This is a genomic window from Acinetobacter sp. GD03645 (assembly GCF_029845285.1).
Taxonomy (GTDB): Bacteria; Pseudomonadota; Gammaproteobacteria; order Pseudomonadales; family Moraxellaceae; genus Acinetobacter; species Acinetobacter corruptisaponis.
The window spans coordinates 57,678-73,692 of the sequence record NZ_JAOCLL010000012.1 but is presented as its reverse complement, the minus strand read 5'-3'; the positions used below and the strand labels follow the sequence as shown (position 1 = coordinate 73,692).

Sequence of the window (16,015 nt, the reverse complement as noted above, 5' to 3'; positions counted from 1 at the left end):
CTCGGGTTTTATTCTGTAATCATAAATTATCTAAACCTCTCTACTCAATAGAGATAGATTGTTATCGGAATTTAGCATGAATACTTTGGATATCCCCGCAGACATGGACACAACTCACAACAACGGTGGTTATATCACCGAATTTAAAGAAAAAAGTGAGTTCGAGCAACGCATTAACACCGCTTGGCGACGTGCAGAACCTGAAGCAGTCGCAGAGCTTGCTGAAGCAGCAAATATTTCTCCCGATCTTGATCAAAAAATTTATGAGTTGGCTTTTAGCCTGGCGCACAACTTACGTGAACGTAAAAGCTCAGCAGGTAAGGCAGGTATCGTTCAAGGTCTACTACAAGAGTTTTCCCTTTCCTCTCAGGAAGGTGTGGCACTAATGTGTCTGGCAGAAGCACTGCTTCGTATTCCAGATACAGCAACCCGTGATTTATTGATCCGTGACAAAATCAACCAAGGCAACTGGAAAGAACACGTTGGTCAAAGTAGCCTGATGTTCGTCAATGCTGCTGCATGGGGCTTAATGTTGACTGGTAAGCTGATGGAAACACCTAAGCAAACCAGCTTATCCAGTGTTTTGACGGGTCTTTTGGCGCGTAGTGGTCGCGGGATCATCCGTAAAGCCGTTGACGTTGCAATGCGTATGATGGGTGAACAGTTCGTTACGGGTGAAACCATCGAAGAAGCACTTGAACATGCAAAACCATTTGAACACAAAGGTTTCCGTTACTCATACGATATGTTGGGTGAAGCTGCACTGACTGAACATGATGCTGAACGTTACTATAACGACTACACGCAAGCCATTCATGCCATTGGCAAAGCATCGAACGGGCGTGGCGTTTATGATGGCCCTGGTATCTCAATCAAGCTATCTGCTTTACACCCACGCTACCAACGTGCACAAATCGACCGTGTTCATCACGAACTTTATAACAAAGTTTTTGAACTGGCGTGCTTGGCAAAACAATATGACATTGGTTTAAACATCGATGCTGAAGAATCTGAGCGTTTAGAAATTTCCCTCGAGTTGCTTGAACGTTTATGTTTCGAACCAAAACTTGCCAACTGGAAAGGCATTGGCTTCGTAATTCAGGCTTATCAAAAGCGTTGTTTCTACGTTGTTGATTACATCGTTGACCTTGCAAAACGCAGTAACAAACGCCTGATGATCCGTTTGGTGAAAGGTGCGTATTGGGATAGCGAAATCAAAAAAGCACAAATTGATGGTATGACGGATTACCCTGTGTTTACCCGTAAAGTTCACACGGATTTGTCATACATTGCTTGTGCGAAGAAATTACTTGCTGCACCTGATCAAGTGTATCCGCAATTTGCGACACACAATGCGCAATCACTTGCAACGATTTATACACTTGCAGACCCAAGCAAATATTACCCTGGTCAATACGAATTCCAATGCTTGCACGGTATGGGCGAACCTTTGTATGAGCAAGTAGTTGGGTCTAAAGAAGATGGTAAATTAGGCGTACCATGTCGTGTCTATGCGCCAGTGGGTAACCATGAAACTTTATTGGCTTATTTAGTCCGTCGTTTACTTGAAAATGGTGCAAATACCTCATTCGTAAACCGTATTGCTGATAAGACTTTAAAAGTTGAAGACCTGATTCAGTCTCCAATCAAAGACATTCAAACTTCTGCAAAAGACGAAGGTCAGCTTGGCTTAAAACACCCTGCAATCCCGCTGCCGCATGATCTTTATCCATTACGTCCAAACTCGAATGGCTTTGATCTAAATAACGATCAACCATTAGCAGACTTGGATGCGACGGCACAGAAATTACGTAGCCAGATTTGGAAAAGTGCACCGTTACTTGGTTTTGAATCAACAGTTCACGACGAAAGTAATGCATTTGCAATTACAAACCCAGCACAAAACAGTGAAATCGTAGGTTATGTAAACGAAGCAACTACTGCTGATGTGCAACTAGCGCTAGAAGCAGCGGTACAAGCAGAGCAAAGTTGGGCTGCAACAAATAAAACTGAACGAGCTGCTTGCTTAAAACGCGCTGCGGATTTGATGGAAGATCGCATCCAAGAATTGATGGTATTACTTTGCCGTGAAAGTGGTAAAACTTATGCCAATGCGATTGCAGAAGTGCGTGAAGCAGTAGACTTCTTACGTTACTACGCAACTCAAATTGAAAACTTACCTGCAAATGCACAAGTGAAGCCATTAGGTACAGTTTTATGTATCAGCCCATGGAACTTCCCTCTTGCGATTTTCTCGGGTCAGATTGCAGCTGCTTTAGTAAGCGGTAACTGTGTGATTGCAAAACCAGCCGAGCAAACTCCATTGATTGCAGCTCAAGCAGTTGAAATGCTTTGGGAAGCTGGTGTACCACGTGGTGCGGTTCAACTTCTACCTGGTCGCGGTGAAACAGTTGGTGCTCAATTGAGCCAAGATGATCGTGTTCAAGGCATCATGTTCACTGGTTCGACTGAAGTTGCGAAAATCTTGCAAAAGACTGTCGCAAAACGCTTGTCTCCAAATGGTCAACCAATTCCGTTAATCGCGGAAACGGGTGGTCAAAATGCAATGATCGTAGATTCTTCTGCACTGACTGAACAAGTGGTTCTCGATGTTGTAAGTTCTGCATTTGACAGTGCGGGTCAACGTTGTTCTGCACTTCGTATCTTATGTGTGCAAGAAGACAGCGCTGCAACAGTCATCAAAATGTTGAAAGGTGCAATGCAACAGTTGATCGTAGGCAACCCTGCAATCTTAAAAACTGACATTGGACCAGTGATTGATACTGAAGCAAAACAAACCATCGATACACACATTCAAAAGATGAAAGCTAAGGGCTACCCTGTTCATCAATTGATGTTTAACGATGCGGTAAGCCAACAAGCGCTTGCACAAGGTACATTTGTTCCGCCAACAGCGATTGAATTGCCAAACCTTGACGATCTAGAACGTGAAGTCTTTGGTCCTGTATTGCATATCATTACTTATAAGTATGGCGAACTTGAGCAATTGATCGACCGTATCAATGCCAAAGGTTATGGCTTAACCATGGGTCTGCACACACGTATTGATGAAACCATCAATACAGTGATCCAACGTGCTGAGGTGGGTAACTTATATATCAACCGTAACATCGTTGGTGCAGTTGTAGGCGTGCAACCATTTGGTGGTGAAGGCTTATCGGGTACTGGTCCTAAAGCTGGTGGTCCACTTTATATGTACCGTTTGATGGAGCATTGTTCAGAGAAAGTATTGGCAACCCCATTTGCGGTGAAAGCTGAAATCTCTAACTTTGATGCTGTCTCAAATGTTGCTTATCAAAGCTTATTGGCTTGGGCAAACCAAAACATGCCTCAAGCAATTCCAAGTATTCCAGCATTTGGTGTAGGTAAGTTCTATGAGTTGCAAGGCCCTACTGGCGAAAGCAATCAATATATTATCTTGCCTCGTCATCGTGTGCTTTCGATTGCGAATGATGAAGCAAGCCAGCTTCAACAATTACTTGCGATTTTCTCCGTCAGCAGTACTGCGGCTGTGTTGAAAGACAATGCATTCTTAGTAAAACACAAAGCGTCTTTACCAAAAGACGTGTTAGATGCAATCACTGTGATTTCAAGTGTTGAAAAAGATGCTTTTGATGCAGTACTTCATCATGGTTCTGTTGAACAGTTGCAAGACTTGCAAACTAAAGTTGCGAATCGTTCAGGTGCGATTGTCGGGATTACCCAGTTACAAGCAAATGAACAAATTCCTTTAGAACGTCTTGTTATCGAACGTGCAATCAGTGTGAATACTGCCGCAGCAGGTGGTAATGCGAGTTTAATGACTTTATCTGAAGATTAATTTCTAAATCCCTTGCGGAGCTTCAAACGCTCCTCATCCCAGCCCGAATCATGTTTACATGGTTCGGGTTTTTTATTAATTCGAAAAATCAAATAGCTTTAATTCAATCTATCCACCAAGATAAGCCGATCAATAAGTGAATGTCATAATTTCCTGCACCTTACTACGCTTTTTTGATACCATTCCCGTTTAGATTTCACCTGTAGTTTTCTTTTTTATGACCGTATCTTACCAACAGCAACTTCAAGAGAAAGTTGAACGTATTACCACACAATTTGCACCGTTCAATCCCCCTGCTTTAGAAGTGTTTCAATCGCCTGAACAACATTTCCGTATGCGTGCCGAATTCCGAATCTGGCATACCCAAGATGACTTGTTCTATGCCATGTTTGAACGTGCTGAAGATGGTAAGCAAAAAGAAGTTATCCGTGTGGATGCGTTTCCGATTGCGGATCAAAGCATCAATGAATTGATGCCACGTTTATTAGAAGAATTAAAAGCAGTTCCTATTTTATCGCAACGTGTTTTTGAAGCAGACTTTCTCTCAACATTAAGTGGTGAGATGCTGGTTACGCTGATTTATCATCGTAAACTGGATGCAGAATGGGAAACAGCAGCCAAAGCATTAGCAGAAAAACTGAATATTAAAATCATGGGGCGTAGTCGTGGCCAAAAAGTGATTATTGGCGATGACTATGTGGTTGAACAACTTAATGTTCACGGTCGCACCTTTAAATACAAACAAATTGAAAGTAGTTTTACCCAGCCGAATGCTCAAGTGTGTCAACATATGTTGGAATGGGCTTGTGATGCTGTACAGAAGCCCGAAAAAGACCTTTTAGAATTGTATTGTGGTAACGGTAACTTTACCTTACCACTCTCGTTGAAATTCAAGCGTGTACTGGCAACCGAACTTGCTAAATCTTCAGTCTACGCAGCGCAATGGAATATAGAACAAAACCAGATCGAAAATATTCAGGTTGCACGCTTATCTGCGGAAGAGTTTACTCAGGCTTATCAAGGTGAACGTGAATTTAGACGTTTGCAAGAAGCTGATATTGATATTCAAAGCTACGACTTTGACACAGTTTTTGTCGATCCTCCTCGTGCAGGAATTGATGATGAAACGCTCAAACTATTACAAGGATTCGAGCGTATTATTTATATTTCGTGTAATCCAGATACCCTACATGACAACTTAAAAACACTTAGCCAAACCCATCGAATTGTGAAGTTCGCCATGTTCGATCAATTCCCTTTTACCCATCATGTGGAATCAGGTGTTTTGCTTGAAAAGATTTAAACAAATTATTTCAACGTAACAGTAATTTATAAAGGGTTCGAGTAACCCTTTATTTTTACTCAAGGTATATTTATAAAAAAGGTATGTTTTTCAAAGGTCAAGTCATTAGGCTGTCATAATTTCGTTAATTCAGGGAAAATTCATCGAAAAAATTGACGTTTGACTGCTGCTTTTATCACTTTAGTTGACTTGTATTTTATTTTAAATTGATTATATTTCGAGCTATGTTAGGTTAGTTATGAAGGCTCTATGAGTTTTTGGCAAAAATTGTTCAATGCGGATCATCAATATAACGAACACAAGAACCAGACTTCTTGCGTTGAAAATGATTGTTCTTGCAAAACCAATGAACAACTGCTGGATGCTTTGGTTAAAGCAACAGATGAAGATGTGATTAAAGGCATCAAAAAAGTATTGATTTCCCGAGGCTACAGTCGCAAGGAATTACTTGCACTCATCAAGCCGCCAATCCAATAAAAATAAAATTCTCCCTAATCTCTTGAATGGGATTAGGGACAATCTTTCCGACTCACTTCCCCAACAATTGGCCCTAAATTAAAGGCTTTATCATGGCGGTGAGTTTGTGCTGAGTACAGGCTTGAAATTGAGCCATCCAGATACAGCGCATTATCCACTTTTAGTTGTTGCTTAAAAAATTGTGCAAACTGATAAAAGCTGATCCGTTGTTGTGAAATCACGAAATACAATTGATTATCCTTGATCCCCACACCATTCCTGATTTTTAAGGAATTTGAATCAGGCAAGAACTGGCTATTCATTTTGCCATTATTTACCAGCATAGGTCCTGACTGAGTGGCAAACTGAGGCTTAAACCCATCATGTTTATAGTCCGTGGTTGTTTTAATCACCGCTTGTTTATCATTCCAGGCAACCACCCCATTCGGTTGCATAAAGAAGTTACCAAAACCTGTTTCTTCATTTAACTGATTTATTTCCTTTCCATTTTCGACATATAGCCCAACAGGTTGAAAGTCAGCATGATACATCCCTGCATTCATGGCAAAATTTAGCTGTGTACATTTTGGCAACTCCCGTTGAATATTAGAAAACTTCTGGTAATAACGATCTGTCTTAGGACTTTTTAGGAACAATTTAAGCTGTCTCAGATCCTCTATTTTGATGACCTCATATTGAACATGTTGTACGTTAAATGTTTGTTGCCGCATTGCGTAAGTTGCTGGAACAATTGCCAATCCCAATACAATTAAAAGATATTTTTTCATTAGGCTATTAAACTTTCTTTTGAATATGGCTTATTCTCACACAGTCAGGCAAAGCACAAAATAGTAGATACAAACTCCACACACATTCATAGGATTAAGGGTATGAATCCACTCGATTGTCTCTCAATTTTTAATTAAAATACAAATGTAAATAAATTTAACCTTTATATCCACATGCAGCAGAAACAACATTATCCGCTTGGTGCCCATCTCATTGTTAAACATTTTGGTTATAGCCATCATGGTATTTATGTAGGCCGTGGGCGGGTGATTCACTATTCAGGCTTTGCCCATATTTTTAAGAAGCGGCCTATTGAAACAACCTCACTGCAACGTTTTGCACATGGAAAAACAATCCATATCAAGAATTATCCATCCCCTCGCTATAAGGCCAAAGCTGTAGTGAAGCGTATGCGTTCACGTATGCATGAAAACCAGTATCATTTGATCATCAATAACTGTGAACATTTATGCACATGGGCAGTTACGGGTATTGAGTCCAGCACGCAGGTTGAGCGTATGCAACGCCGTCTCACGACCATTGGTTATGTCAGCTCAGTCATGAGCTATATGAACAGTATTATGCTGACGATTGCAACGGCGTGTTTTGCAATCGTCCTATATATCAAGATGATGCTGCGCAGACAGACGAAAAAATCTGTTCCCGCATATTTATTGCCAAAGGACAAACAAGCTAAGGATTAAAATGTGTAGGCGTAAATTCAGGTTGTTGATTTATTCGGTCTGTAAATTTTGCCATAGGCTATATAAATCATGGTCCTGTTTCGGCTTGACTTGTACAAAAGAAAGGCCCTCTTGGCTTTCAGGTGGCATTCTTAATATCTGGGCAATTTTTGCAGTGGATAAACCAAATGGTTCAGCTTCAATATTGGAAAATGCATAAACAACACGGTGAATCCCAGACATACGCATGGCAGCCAAACACATGGGACAAGGCTGCCCACTGGCATATACCACACAATTTTCCAGATTAGGACTCGCCAGAGCTTTTCCTGCTTCACGCAATGCCGATAATTCTGCATGGGCCGTAGGATCATTGGTTAATTTAATCTGATTTACGCCAGTTGCAATCACATTGCCATCTTTTACAACCAATGCGGCAAAAGGCCGTCCACCTGACCGTGCATTTTCCAAAGCTAAATCAACTGCCTGTTGTATGAAATCCTGATCAACCATGTGTATGTCCCAAGCTAAAGAATAATGGATCGTTTAATCCTGATTATAAAATCAAATTCACACAATTATTCATCCTATCAAATTAAATACGAAAACCTAAGCTATGCTACTCCACAAAGCCATGATGGATGGATACCATGAAACAATGATTTATCGTTTATATTCATTCCATACATACATTGGGAAATTTTATTAGGGCCAAACAAAACATGAACTTTCATATTCGAAATGAACAAACATCCGATATTCAGGCTATTTTTAATTTAACTGAGGTTGCTTTTAAAGATCAGCAATATTCCAGCCATACTGAACAATTTATTGTGAATGCACTGCGTAATTCAGGTCAATTAACCCTTTCACTGGTTGCTGAATATAACGATGAAGTGATTGGGCACATTGCATTTTCTCCTGTTTCCATTTCAGATGGATCAACAGGTTGGTATGGTCTCGGGCCAGTCTCAGTTCTACCTAAGTATCAAGGACAAGGTGTTGGCTCGAAGTTAATCAACGATGGCTTAGCTGCATTGAAGAATTTGGGAGCAGCAGGATGTGTATTGCTTGGTGAACCTGAATATTATGGCAGGTTTGGCTTTACAGCAGATTCAAGGCTGGTTTTAGAAAATGTACCTGCTGAATATTTTCAGGTGCTTGCTTTCTCCGAAACCATCCCAACAGGTAGCGTTGTTTATGCCGAAGCTTTTAACGCAACAGCATAATATTGAATCAATACACCAAATTTACACGTAAGATTAAAAAAGCTCAGGGATTAATTCCATGAGCTTTTTTATCAATCTAAGATTGGTTTGATATTACTTTGCAGCAGTTGCTTCAGTGGTAATATTGACAGTGATCTTGTCACCTACATTAGGCACATAGTTTCCGATGCCAAATACAGAACGGTTAAATGATGTTGTCGCATTAAAACCAATCGCTGGCACTTTCGCCATTGGATGCTCGCCTTGTTTATTAAGCACAGCATCCAAGACTACAGGTTTGGTCACACCTTTTACGGTCAAATCACCTGTAATTTTAAAGTGCTTTTTGTCCTTAGTTTCGACTTTGGTACTTTTAAAAGTAATGTTTGGATATTTCGCAGCATTAAACCACGCTTCTTCCTGGAATTCTTTATCCAAGGCAGGCACATTGGTATTTACACTACTGATCGGGATAGTGACCTCAACAGATGAATTTGCTGGCTTGGCATTATCAACCTTAATTACACCCTGAATATCAGTAAAGTTCGCGCTTGGTGTAGAGAAACCAAAATGGTTCCAGCTAAACACGGTGGCGGTATGAGTTGGGTCAATCTTATAGTCTACTGGTGCCGCCAAAGCGACTGAACTTGCGATGGCAACTGCTAAACCGAGGCTTAATGTTTTAAACTGCATTTTTCGTATCCTTGTTTGATATGTTGTTTAGTTTATAGATCACATAATTTTATTCACCATTCTTTATAAAACGATATGTTTCACCAGTGCAACAATAAAAGCGTTACAGTTGTTACGTAAAACGAATATCATAAGACTATTCGGTACTATACATATTGTCGCTAAAACGACATCATCAATTGACATACTTTTATTCAGATTTTTAAAGATAAACAACAAGGTAGAATATGACACATACTGTTCAGGCCCAAAATACCACAACCCCTTATCGTGTAACGCTTACAGATTCTTCTGGTCATACATGGCATGCAGATGAACCAACAGACAAAGGGGGTCAGGACTCAGCCCCTAACCCAATTCAACTGCTACTTTCAGCTTTAGGTGCGTGCACAACCATTACACTGGAAATGTATGCAAACCACAAAGGCATTAAACTTGATCATGTGCAGGTTGATTTGGCCTTAAACCCAAATGGTGAACCTGAATCAGGTCAAAACAACATTGAGCGCAAAATTACGCTAAAAGGTGAATTTACTGAAGAACAGCATAAACGCTTATTAAAAGTTGCGGAAAGTTGTCCTGTTCATAAATTATTAACGTCTAATATTTCGATTCAGACTACCTTAGATATGTGATATGTAAGGCCGATTTCAATGAGTCTCCCATGTATTGAGAGACTCAATTAATTCTCAATAAAGAACCACTGATCAGCAATATAATTATCCGCTTCATCTTCTAGATCGATATAACGGATTTTTATCCCTCGTTCATACATATTCTCAGGAATTTGCAGGTTCCAACTTTTAGCTAGACTTAAATCATCTGCCAACACATATTGAGAATCATATCTATCTGCTGATAATGTATGTGCATTAAAATAATCTTCATCTAAATATAAGCAAATCTCACTAGAAAACATATTTGGTTGTTCAACCATACAGACCACTTTACAGAATTTTAACCCTTGAGGTTTTGCTTCAATTAAATATTGGCAAGCATTGATCAGGTATTGCGCACATTCTGCCTTGATTTCTTGCTGTGCATGTTTACCCTCAACCAGATTCATTGGAACAGGTATTTTCCAGTTATAGTACCGATCATGATATTCCGTTAAATCAGGAAAGTTGTTTTTAAATCGCTCACTCCAGTGTCTAAGATTTCTTAGTTTACGGGGGATTCCCCGTTCTTTTTTATTTGATAATGCTAACCATCTCATTTTTATATTCCATTTGATCAATACAAAAAAAGCGCTCCTATTGGAACGCTTCTTGTAGTACTTAAATCATTAAGCAGTCAGTTCGTTAACCGCAGCAACAACTGCTTCAGTGGTGATACCAAAGAACTGGAATAAGTCTTTTGCAGGCGCAGACTCGCCATAAGTGGTCATACCGATCACTTTGCCGTCTAAACCAACAAATTTCCACCAGTAGTCTACATGAGCCGCTTCAACTGCAACACGCGCACGAATATGTGCTGGTAATACCACTTCACGATAAGCAGCATCTTGCTTCATGAACTCTTCTGCACATGACATAGACACGACACGCACCCCATCAAGTTGTGCATATGCTTCCATTGCTAATGAAACTTCGGAACCTGTTGCAATGATAATTGCTTTCAACTCACCTTTTTCTTCAGCAAGGATATAACCACCTTTTGCAACGTTTTGAATTTGTGCTTCAGTACGTGCCTGGAATGGCAAGTTTTGACGAGAGAAAATGAGTGCAGATGGACCATCTTTACGCTCAAGCGCAGACTTCCAAGAAATTGCAGCTTCAACCGTATCACATGGACGCCATGTATTCAGGTTTGGTGTACCACGTAAAGATGCGATTTGCTCGATTGGTTGATGCGTTGGACCATCCTCACCCAAACCGATAGAATCGTGTGTATACACATGAATCACACGTTGCTTCATCAATGCAGACATACGTACCGCATTACGTGCGTATTCCATAAACATCAGGAATGTTGCAACATAAGGAACAAAACCGCCGTGTAAAGCAATACCGTTCGCAATTGCGGTCATACCAAATTCACGAACACCATAGTAAATATAATTACCTGCTGGATTTTCCTGTACGCCTTCACACCCTTTCCAAAGTGTCAGGTTTGAACCCGCCAAGTCAGCAGAACCACCTAATAATTCAGGAAGTAAAGGACCGAATGCCTGTAAGGTATTTTGGCTTGCTTTACGTGTTGCAATCGTTTCCGCTTTTGCATTTGTTTCAGCAATAAATGCGTCTGCTTGTGCAGCAAATTCAGCAGGTAAGTCACCATTGATGCGACGTAATAATTCAGCCGCTTCAGTTGGATATTTTGCCTGATATTGAGCAAACAATTCATTCCAGGCAGCTTCAGAAGTTTGACCTTTTGCTTTTGCATCCCAAGCCACATACACATCTTCAGGAATTGCAAACGCTTCTTCGGTTGTCCAGCCAAGCGCCTGACGGGTTAATACGATTTCGTCTTTACCGAGTGGCGCACCGTGGCAATCTTCTTTACCTTGTTTGTTTGGTGAACCCAGACCAATAATCGTTTTACAGATAATAATTGTTGGCTTGTTAGTTTCAGCTTTTGCTTCAACAGTTGCCTGACGAATTGCAGCAGCATCATGGCCATCTACACGAAGCACTTGCCAGCCGTAGGCTTGGAAACGTTGTTCAGTATCATCGCTGAACCAGCCTTCAACTTCACCATCAATTGAGATACCATTGTCATCATAGTAAACAACAAGCTTACCAAGGCCTAAAGTACCTGCAAGTGAGCACACTTCATGAGAAATACCTTCCATCAGGCAACCATCACCCAGGAAACAATAAGTGAAGTGATCAACAACATTTAAACTATCTTTGTTGAACTGGGCAGCCAACGTTTTTTCAGCCAAAGCGAAACCAACAGCATTGGCAATCCCCTGACCTAATGGACCAGTTGTGGTTTCAATACCAGGTGCATAACCATATTCAGGGTGGCCTGGTGTTCTAGAATGTAATTGACGGAACTGCTTTAAATCCTCAATAGATAGATCATAACCAGTTAAATGCAGCAATGCATATTGCAACATAGAACCATGACCATTTGATAATACAAAACGATCGCGGTTGGCCCATTGTGGATTGCCTGGATTATGATTTAAAAACTCACGCCAAACCACGTCAGCGATATCTGCCATCCCCATTGGCGCACCAGGATGCCCTGAGTTTGCCTGTTGCACAGCATCCATAGCCAAGACACGAATTGCATTTGCAATACGACGTTCATTTAAAGGGGTTGTCATAAGTCAGATCCAATCAAATCAATATGGTAAAAAGATGACAAGAAATCATCTATCAAAAATTTAGCCTATTGTCTTAAAAAAATGGCATGGGGTAAAGCTTAATACACGATATTTCTGTTTTTTTACTTATCTATAAACTTAGGTGACGCTTCATTTAAGAATCCAAGAAGTAAAAAGTGTAAAAATATCCCTATTCTTAAACATCTATGCCAAAGATCAATGGCAAATATCAGTTTTATTGATGCTTATATCAATAAAAACACAATGAAAATGAAATAAATTCATGCTTTTTAGTCAGCTTGCGCTAGTCCTATACGCCAAGTCGATGTAACATACTCTGTCTTTTTGAAAATAACCATGATAGGACGTTCATGCGCGAGTACGCTGTTTTTACTTCAGAATCTGTAAGCGAGGGTCATCCAGACAAAATGGCTGACCAAATTAGTGATGCCATTTTAGATGCAATCCTAAAAGAAGACCCGTATGCGCGTGTCGCTTGTGAAACATTGGTAAAAACAGGTGCGGTTGTTCTTGCTGGTGAAATCACAACCACAGCAAATGTCGACTTTGAAGCAATTGTACGTCAAACCGTCAATGGAATTGGCTATCATCATTCTGATTTAGGCTTTGATGGTTCCACCTGTGCCGTCATCAACATGATCGGCAAACAGTCTCCTGAGATTGCGCAGGGTGTTGACCGCCAGAAACCAGAAGATCAAGGTGCGGGTGACCAAGGCCTGATGTTTGGTTATGCAAGCCATGAAACTGAATTTCTAATGCCTGCACCTATTTCTTATGCCCACCGCTTAATGGAACGTCAGGCTGAGTTACGCCGTTCAGGTGTTTTACCGTGGTTACGTCCAGATGCCAAAAGCCAGGTGACCTTTGCCTATGAAAATGGCATGCCTGTTCGGTTGGATGCGGTTGTGCTTTCAACTCAGCATGATCCTGAAATTAGCCAGGCTAGTTTAAAAGAAGCGGTCATTGAGGAAATTGTTAAGCCAATCATTCCTGCTGAAATGTTCCATGCGGGCACAAAGTTTCACATCAACCCAACAGGTATGTTTGTGATTGGCGGACCTGTAGGTGACTGTGGTTTAACAGGCCGTAAGATTATTGTAGATACCTATGGTGGTATGGCCCGTCACGGTGGTGGTGCTTTCTCTGGTAAAGACCCATCGAAAGTTGACCGTTCTGCCGCGTATGCAGGCCGTTATGTTGCTAAAAACATTGTTGCTGCTGGATTAGCGGATAAATGTGAAATTCAGGTGAGTTATGCAATTGGTGTTGCAGAGCCAACCTCCATTTCAATCAATACATTTAATACAGGCAAAGTGTCAGATGAGTTGATTATCCAGCTTGTTCGTGAACACTTCGACCTACGTCCATACGGTATTACCCGTATGTTGAACCTGATTCAGCCAATGTATAAGCAAACTGCTGCTTATGGTCACTTTGGTCGTGAGGGTTCAGACACTGCATTTACATGGGAAAAAACCGATAAGGTTGATGTGTTAAAAGATGCGGCTGGGCTGTAACGCCTTGCCTAATTTTAAAGGCTCGCTCATCGCGAGCTTTTTTATTGGCCGCAACAATTATTTGCTTGAGTCAGTATTGTCCTGTTTAAAGATTTCAAACAATGATGTCTTTTGTGCAGGCTGTTCCTCTTGATGATGCTGTGAATATAAATGTGCAAGTTTTACAATGACCACAACCGCAAAACAGGCAGCCAAACAGAACATCCATAAACCATAGGGGCTTCGGATATGCTGAGAACCACAGTAAGGACACTCCTTATCTGTTGAGGCGACAACCTTGTCACAACATGCACAATGATATTGGTATAACATCATTCATTCCTCCTTTATTATTTTTTATTTTCTTTTCACAGCAACTTTTACCATCACAGTTTTATCCTATGAGAAAAAAAATGAGAATACAATCTAGTTTCTGAACCAGTTCTTTCAAATTAACAAAATTTTATGTCAGTTTTGTGAGTGCATTGTTCTAAAAAACGTATTAGAAACGATATTATTTTGATCTTGCACAGCATTTGCTAGAATACATTTTTAATCATTTCGGACACATGGTTATGACTCAATTGATCAACAAGGGTGGATTTCGCGAACGTGCAAACCGCACTCGTAAATACAAACAATCTGAAAATGAATTAACGACACTGGTTCCAAACCAATATCGTGCTGGTTTAAAAGAAACAGACCAACATACCCAGCCAGAGCAAAAAAAGGACAGCCCATCTAAAAATGGGGCATAAAAAAGCACACTGTTTGAAAGTGTGCCTTTATTAAAATTAACACTAATTAATTCACATCTTTAAATTCAATTTTCTTCTGCTCAGGTTTCACTTCACGTGCTTCCCCGTCAATAACAGTTGAATCACGATATTGCCCGCCACCTTGCTGGTTTTGCATATCCTGCATTTGACGCATAAGATCAGCAAATGGATTCTGTCCACCAGCCGCACCGCCGCCCATTCCACCCATCATTTGATCCATCATGGCTTGTTGACGCTTCGCCATCGTTTTCATGAGTGCATTGCGGAAAGCAGTTTGAACGGCTGGAATAAGCACCAGTACAGCCAGTACATCGGAAATCAAACCTGGTAACATTAGCAGAAAACCAGACATTGCAATTGCCAGCTTCTTGGTTACTGCTGGATCCCCCCCAAGCTGTCCAGTCATCTGCATTTGCTGTAATTGCGGCATAATGTTGGAGGTGCTTGAGCGAACAAGGTTCAGACCAATGAAAAATGCAATGATGAACCAGAAAAAGACATACCACATACTTCCAACAAGGTCGCCCACGCCAATCCATACTAAAACTTCAGCAATTGTGCCAAATACCACGATAAGAAGTAGATTCATGTCAAATCTCAAAATTAAAAACTTGTGCAAAATACTGGTCAATTAGGCTGACACAATACATAAAATGAATTCAATAAATAAGTTGATGGGTACTTTTTTCAATTTATCAAGTGCTGTTAGTGTGACCTGCATAAAAAAGCTCCCAATTAAATCATCGCTAATTGAGAGCTTAGGCTTTCTTTAAAGATCAACCACAACTTGCATTGCTGATTTTTTTAGTTTGTGGATCAATGGTCACCGTCACACGATTTTCCCGATAATCCATTGTGACTGGTTGGTTTGGCCCCACACTACGAACGATTTCAGATTTGGTTTTTTGTTTGATTTGTTCTTCACTTAAACCTGACTGACCAATCAATTTTCGTGCTTCATCCGCCAAGCATTTCGGTTGATTAGCACGGAAGAATTCCCATTCTTCAACAATCTGACCATTGGCCAACTTACAATAGCCAACCTGACCATTGGCTTCATTTCTGATCTCTAACTGGCCACCCTGCTCTACACAAAACTTGCTTGCTGGATTTGCCATACCAATTTTTGGTGGAGTGAGCTCTTTATTTGGAGTAGATGAACACGCTGTAAGTGAAGTCAGGATTAAACCTAAAAATAGAAATTTTTTCATAAGTTTATATTCTTGCAAAAATGTAAAGATAACAAATAAATCAAATTATTATGTCTATTATTTGAAACAAAACAGCGTCTACTGAATGATAATGTACTCGACACGAATTGCCTCATCCACCAAATAATGGTCTTTAACCAGATAAAAATAAGGTTTATCTCTGATCCATTCATCCATTTCTAAAATGGCTTGGGTGTATCCTGTGATCGCTAAAAAATCTTTTGTGACGATTGCATCCATAGGCTTATCCTTTTTTCT

General features: G+C 40.4%; 17 protein-coding genes. 8 read left to right on the top strand and 9 right to left on the bottom strand.

The window, feature by feature from the left end; all coding sequences use genetic code 11:
* The first annotated feature begins 76 nt into the window (after positions 1 to 76).
* The 3 genes from putA (at position 77) to N5J47_RS11230 (ending at position 5,621) form a co-directional block, all read left to right on the top strand.
* A complete protein-coding gene (putA, locus tag N5J47_RS11240) occupies positions 77 to 3,841 on the top strand; it encodes a trifunctional transcriptional regulator/proline dehydrogenase/L-glutamate gamma-semialdehyde dehydrogenase (RefSeq protein WP_279959974.1) in 3,765 nt (1,254 codons plus the stop codon).
* 217 nt (positions 3,842 to 4,058) lie between these two features.
* Positions 4,059 to 5,144 carry a tRNA (uridine(54)-C5)-methyltransferase TrmA gene (gene trmA, locus N5J47_RS11235; protein ID WP_279959975.1) on the top strand — a complete coding sequence of 362 codons (1,086 nt, stop codon included), beginning with the start codon at positions 4,059 to 4,061 and terminating at the stop codon, positions 5,142 to 5,144.
* Between the two features lie 249 nt (positions 5,145 to 5,393).
* On the top strand, positions 5,394 to 5,621 hold the full coding sequence (locus N5J47_RS11230; RefSeq protein ID WP_267979593.1) for a hypothetical protein: 228 nt from the start codon (positions 5,394 to 5,396) through the stop codon (positions 5,619 to 5,621).
* A 32-nt stretch (positions 5,622 to 5,653) separates the two neighbouring features.
* Here N5J47_RS11230 and N5J47_RS11225 read toward each other — a convergent pair whose 3' ends face one another.
* A complete protein-coding gene (locus N5J47_RS11225) occupies positions 5,654 to 6,388 on the bottom strand; it encodes a phosphodiester glycosidase family protein (RefSeq protein ID WP_279959976.1) in 735 nt (244 codons plus the stop codon).
* A 174-nt stretch (positions 6,389 to 6,562) separates the two neighbouring features.
* Between N5J47_RS11225 and N5J47_RS11220 the strand changes: the two genes are divergently transcribed.
* Positions 6,563 to 7,093 carry a lecithin retinol acyltransferase family protein gene (locus N5J47_RS11220; RefSeq protein WP_279959977.1) on the top strand — a complete coding sequence of 177 codons (531 nt, stop codon included), beginning with the start codon at positions 6,563 to 6,565 and terminating at the stop codon, positions 7,091 to 7,093.
* 30 nt (positions 7,094 to 7,123) lie between these two features.
* On the opposite strand, the gene N5J47_RS11215 is transcribed toward N5J47_RS11220, so the two are convergent.
* Complete coding sequence (locus N5J47_RS11215) at positions 7,124 to 7,585, bottom strand: nucleoside deaminase (RefSeq protein ID WP_279959978.1); 462 nt, start codon at positions 7,583 to 7,585, stop codon at positions 7,124 to 7,126.
* 209 nt (positions 7,586 to 7,794) lie between these two features.
* Here N5J47_RS11215 and N5J47_RS11210 point away from each other — a divergent pair, with 209 nt between their 5' ends.
* A complete protein-coding gene (locus N5J47_RS11210) occupies positions 7,795 to 8,301 on the top strand; it encodes an N-acetyltransferase (protein WP_279959979.1) in 507 nt (168 codons plus the stop codon).
* Between the two features lie 93 nt (positions 8,302 to 8,394).
* Here the strand turns inward: N5J47_RS11210 and N5J47_RS11205 are convergent, their stop codons facing one another.
* Positions 8,395 to 8,973, bottom strand: coding sequence for a YceI family protein (locus N5J47_RS11205; RefSeq protein ID WP_279959980.1), 579 nt, complete (start codon positions 8,971 to 8,973; stop codon positions 8,395 to 8,397).
* A 227-nt stretch (positions 8,974 to 9,200) separates the two neighbouring features.
* Between N5J47_RS11205 and N5J47_RS11200 the strand changes: the two genes are divergently transcribed.
* The gene (locus N5J47_RS11200) at positions 9,201 to 9,608 is read left to right on the top strand and encodes an OsmC family protein (RefSeq protein WP_279959981.1); all 408 of its coding nucleotides are present in this window, start codon (positions 9,201 to 9,203) and stop codon (positions 9,606 to 9,608) included.
* Positions 9,609 to 9,655: 47 nt separating this feature from the next.
* Here N5J47_RS11200 and N5J47_RS11195 read toward each other — a convergent pair whose 3' ends face one another.
* On the bottom strand, positions 9,656 to 10,189 hold the full coding sequence (locus tag N5J47_RS11195; protein ID WP_279959982.1) for a DUF3916 domain-containing protein: 534 nt from the start codon (positions 10,187 to 10,189) through the stop codon (positions 9,656 to 9,658).
* Positions 10,190 to 10,258: 69 nt separating this feature from the next.
* Positions 10,259 to 12,250 (bottom strand): transketolase, encoded by a 1,992-nt coding sequence (gene tkt, locus N5J47_RS11190; protein ID WP_279959983.1) that lies wholly within the window; start codon positions 12,248 to 12,250, stop codon positions 10,259 to 10,261.
* 371 nt (positions 12,251 to 12,621) lie between these two features.
* Between tkt and metK the strand changes: the two genes are divergently transcribed.
* Positions 12,622 to 13,788, top strand: coding sequence for a methionine adenosyltransferase (gene metK / locus N5J47_RS11185; protein ID WP_279959984.1), 1,167 nt, complete (start codon positions 12,622 to 12,624; stop codon positions 13,786 to 13,788).
* Between the two features lie 57 nt (positions 13,789 to 13,845).
* Here metK and N5J47_RS11180 read toward each other — a convergent pair whose 3' ends face one another.
* A complete protein-coding gene (locus tag N5J47_RS11180; protein ID WP_279959985.1) occupies positions 13,846 to 14,103 on the bottom strand; it encodes a hypothetical protein in 258 nt (85 codons plus the stop codon).
* Between the two features lie 239 nt (positions 14,104 to 14,342).
* Between N5J47_RS11180 and N5J47_RS11175 the strand changes: the two genes are divergently transcribed.
* The gene (locus N5J47_RS11175) at positions 14,343 to 14,525 is read left to right on the top strand and encodes a hypothetical protein (protein ID WP_279959986.1); all 183 of its coding nucleotides are present in this window, start codon (positions 14,343 to 14,345) and stop codon (positions 14,523 to 14,525) included.
* A 46-nt stretch (positions 14,526 to 14,571) separates the two neighbouring features.
* Here the strand turns inward: N5J47_RS11175 and N5J47_RS11170 are convergent, their stop codons facing one another.
* From N5J47_RS11170 to N5J47_RS11160, 3 genes are all read right to left on the bottom strand, one after another.
* The gene (locus tag N5J47_RS11170) at positions 14,572 to 15,135 is read right to left on the bottom strand and encodes an FxsA family protein (protein WP_267979605.1); all 564 of its coding nucleotides are present in this window, start codon (positions 15,133 to 15,135) and stop codon (positions 14,572 to 14,574) included.
* A gap of 187 nt (positions 15,136 to 15,322) precedes the next feature.
* Positions 15,323 to 15,757, bottom strand: coding sequence for an I78 family peptidase inhibitor (locus N5J47_RS11165; RefSeq protein ID WP_279959987.1), 435 nt, complete (start codon positions 15,755 to 15,757; stop codon positions 15,323 to 15,325).
* Between the two features lie 78 nt (positions 15,758 to 15,835).
* Positions 15,836 to 15,997 (bottom strand): hypothetical protein, encoded by a 162-nt coding sequence (locus N5J47_RS11160; protein ID WP_267979287.1) that lies wholly within the window; start codon positions 15,995 to 15,997, stop codon positions 15,836 to 15,838.
* Between the last annotated feature and the right edge of the window lie 18 nt (positions 15,998 to 16,015).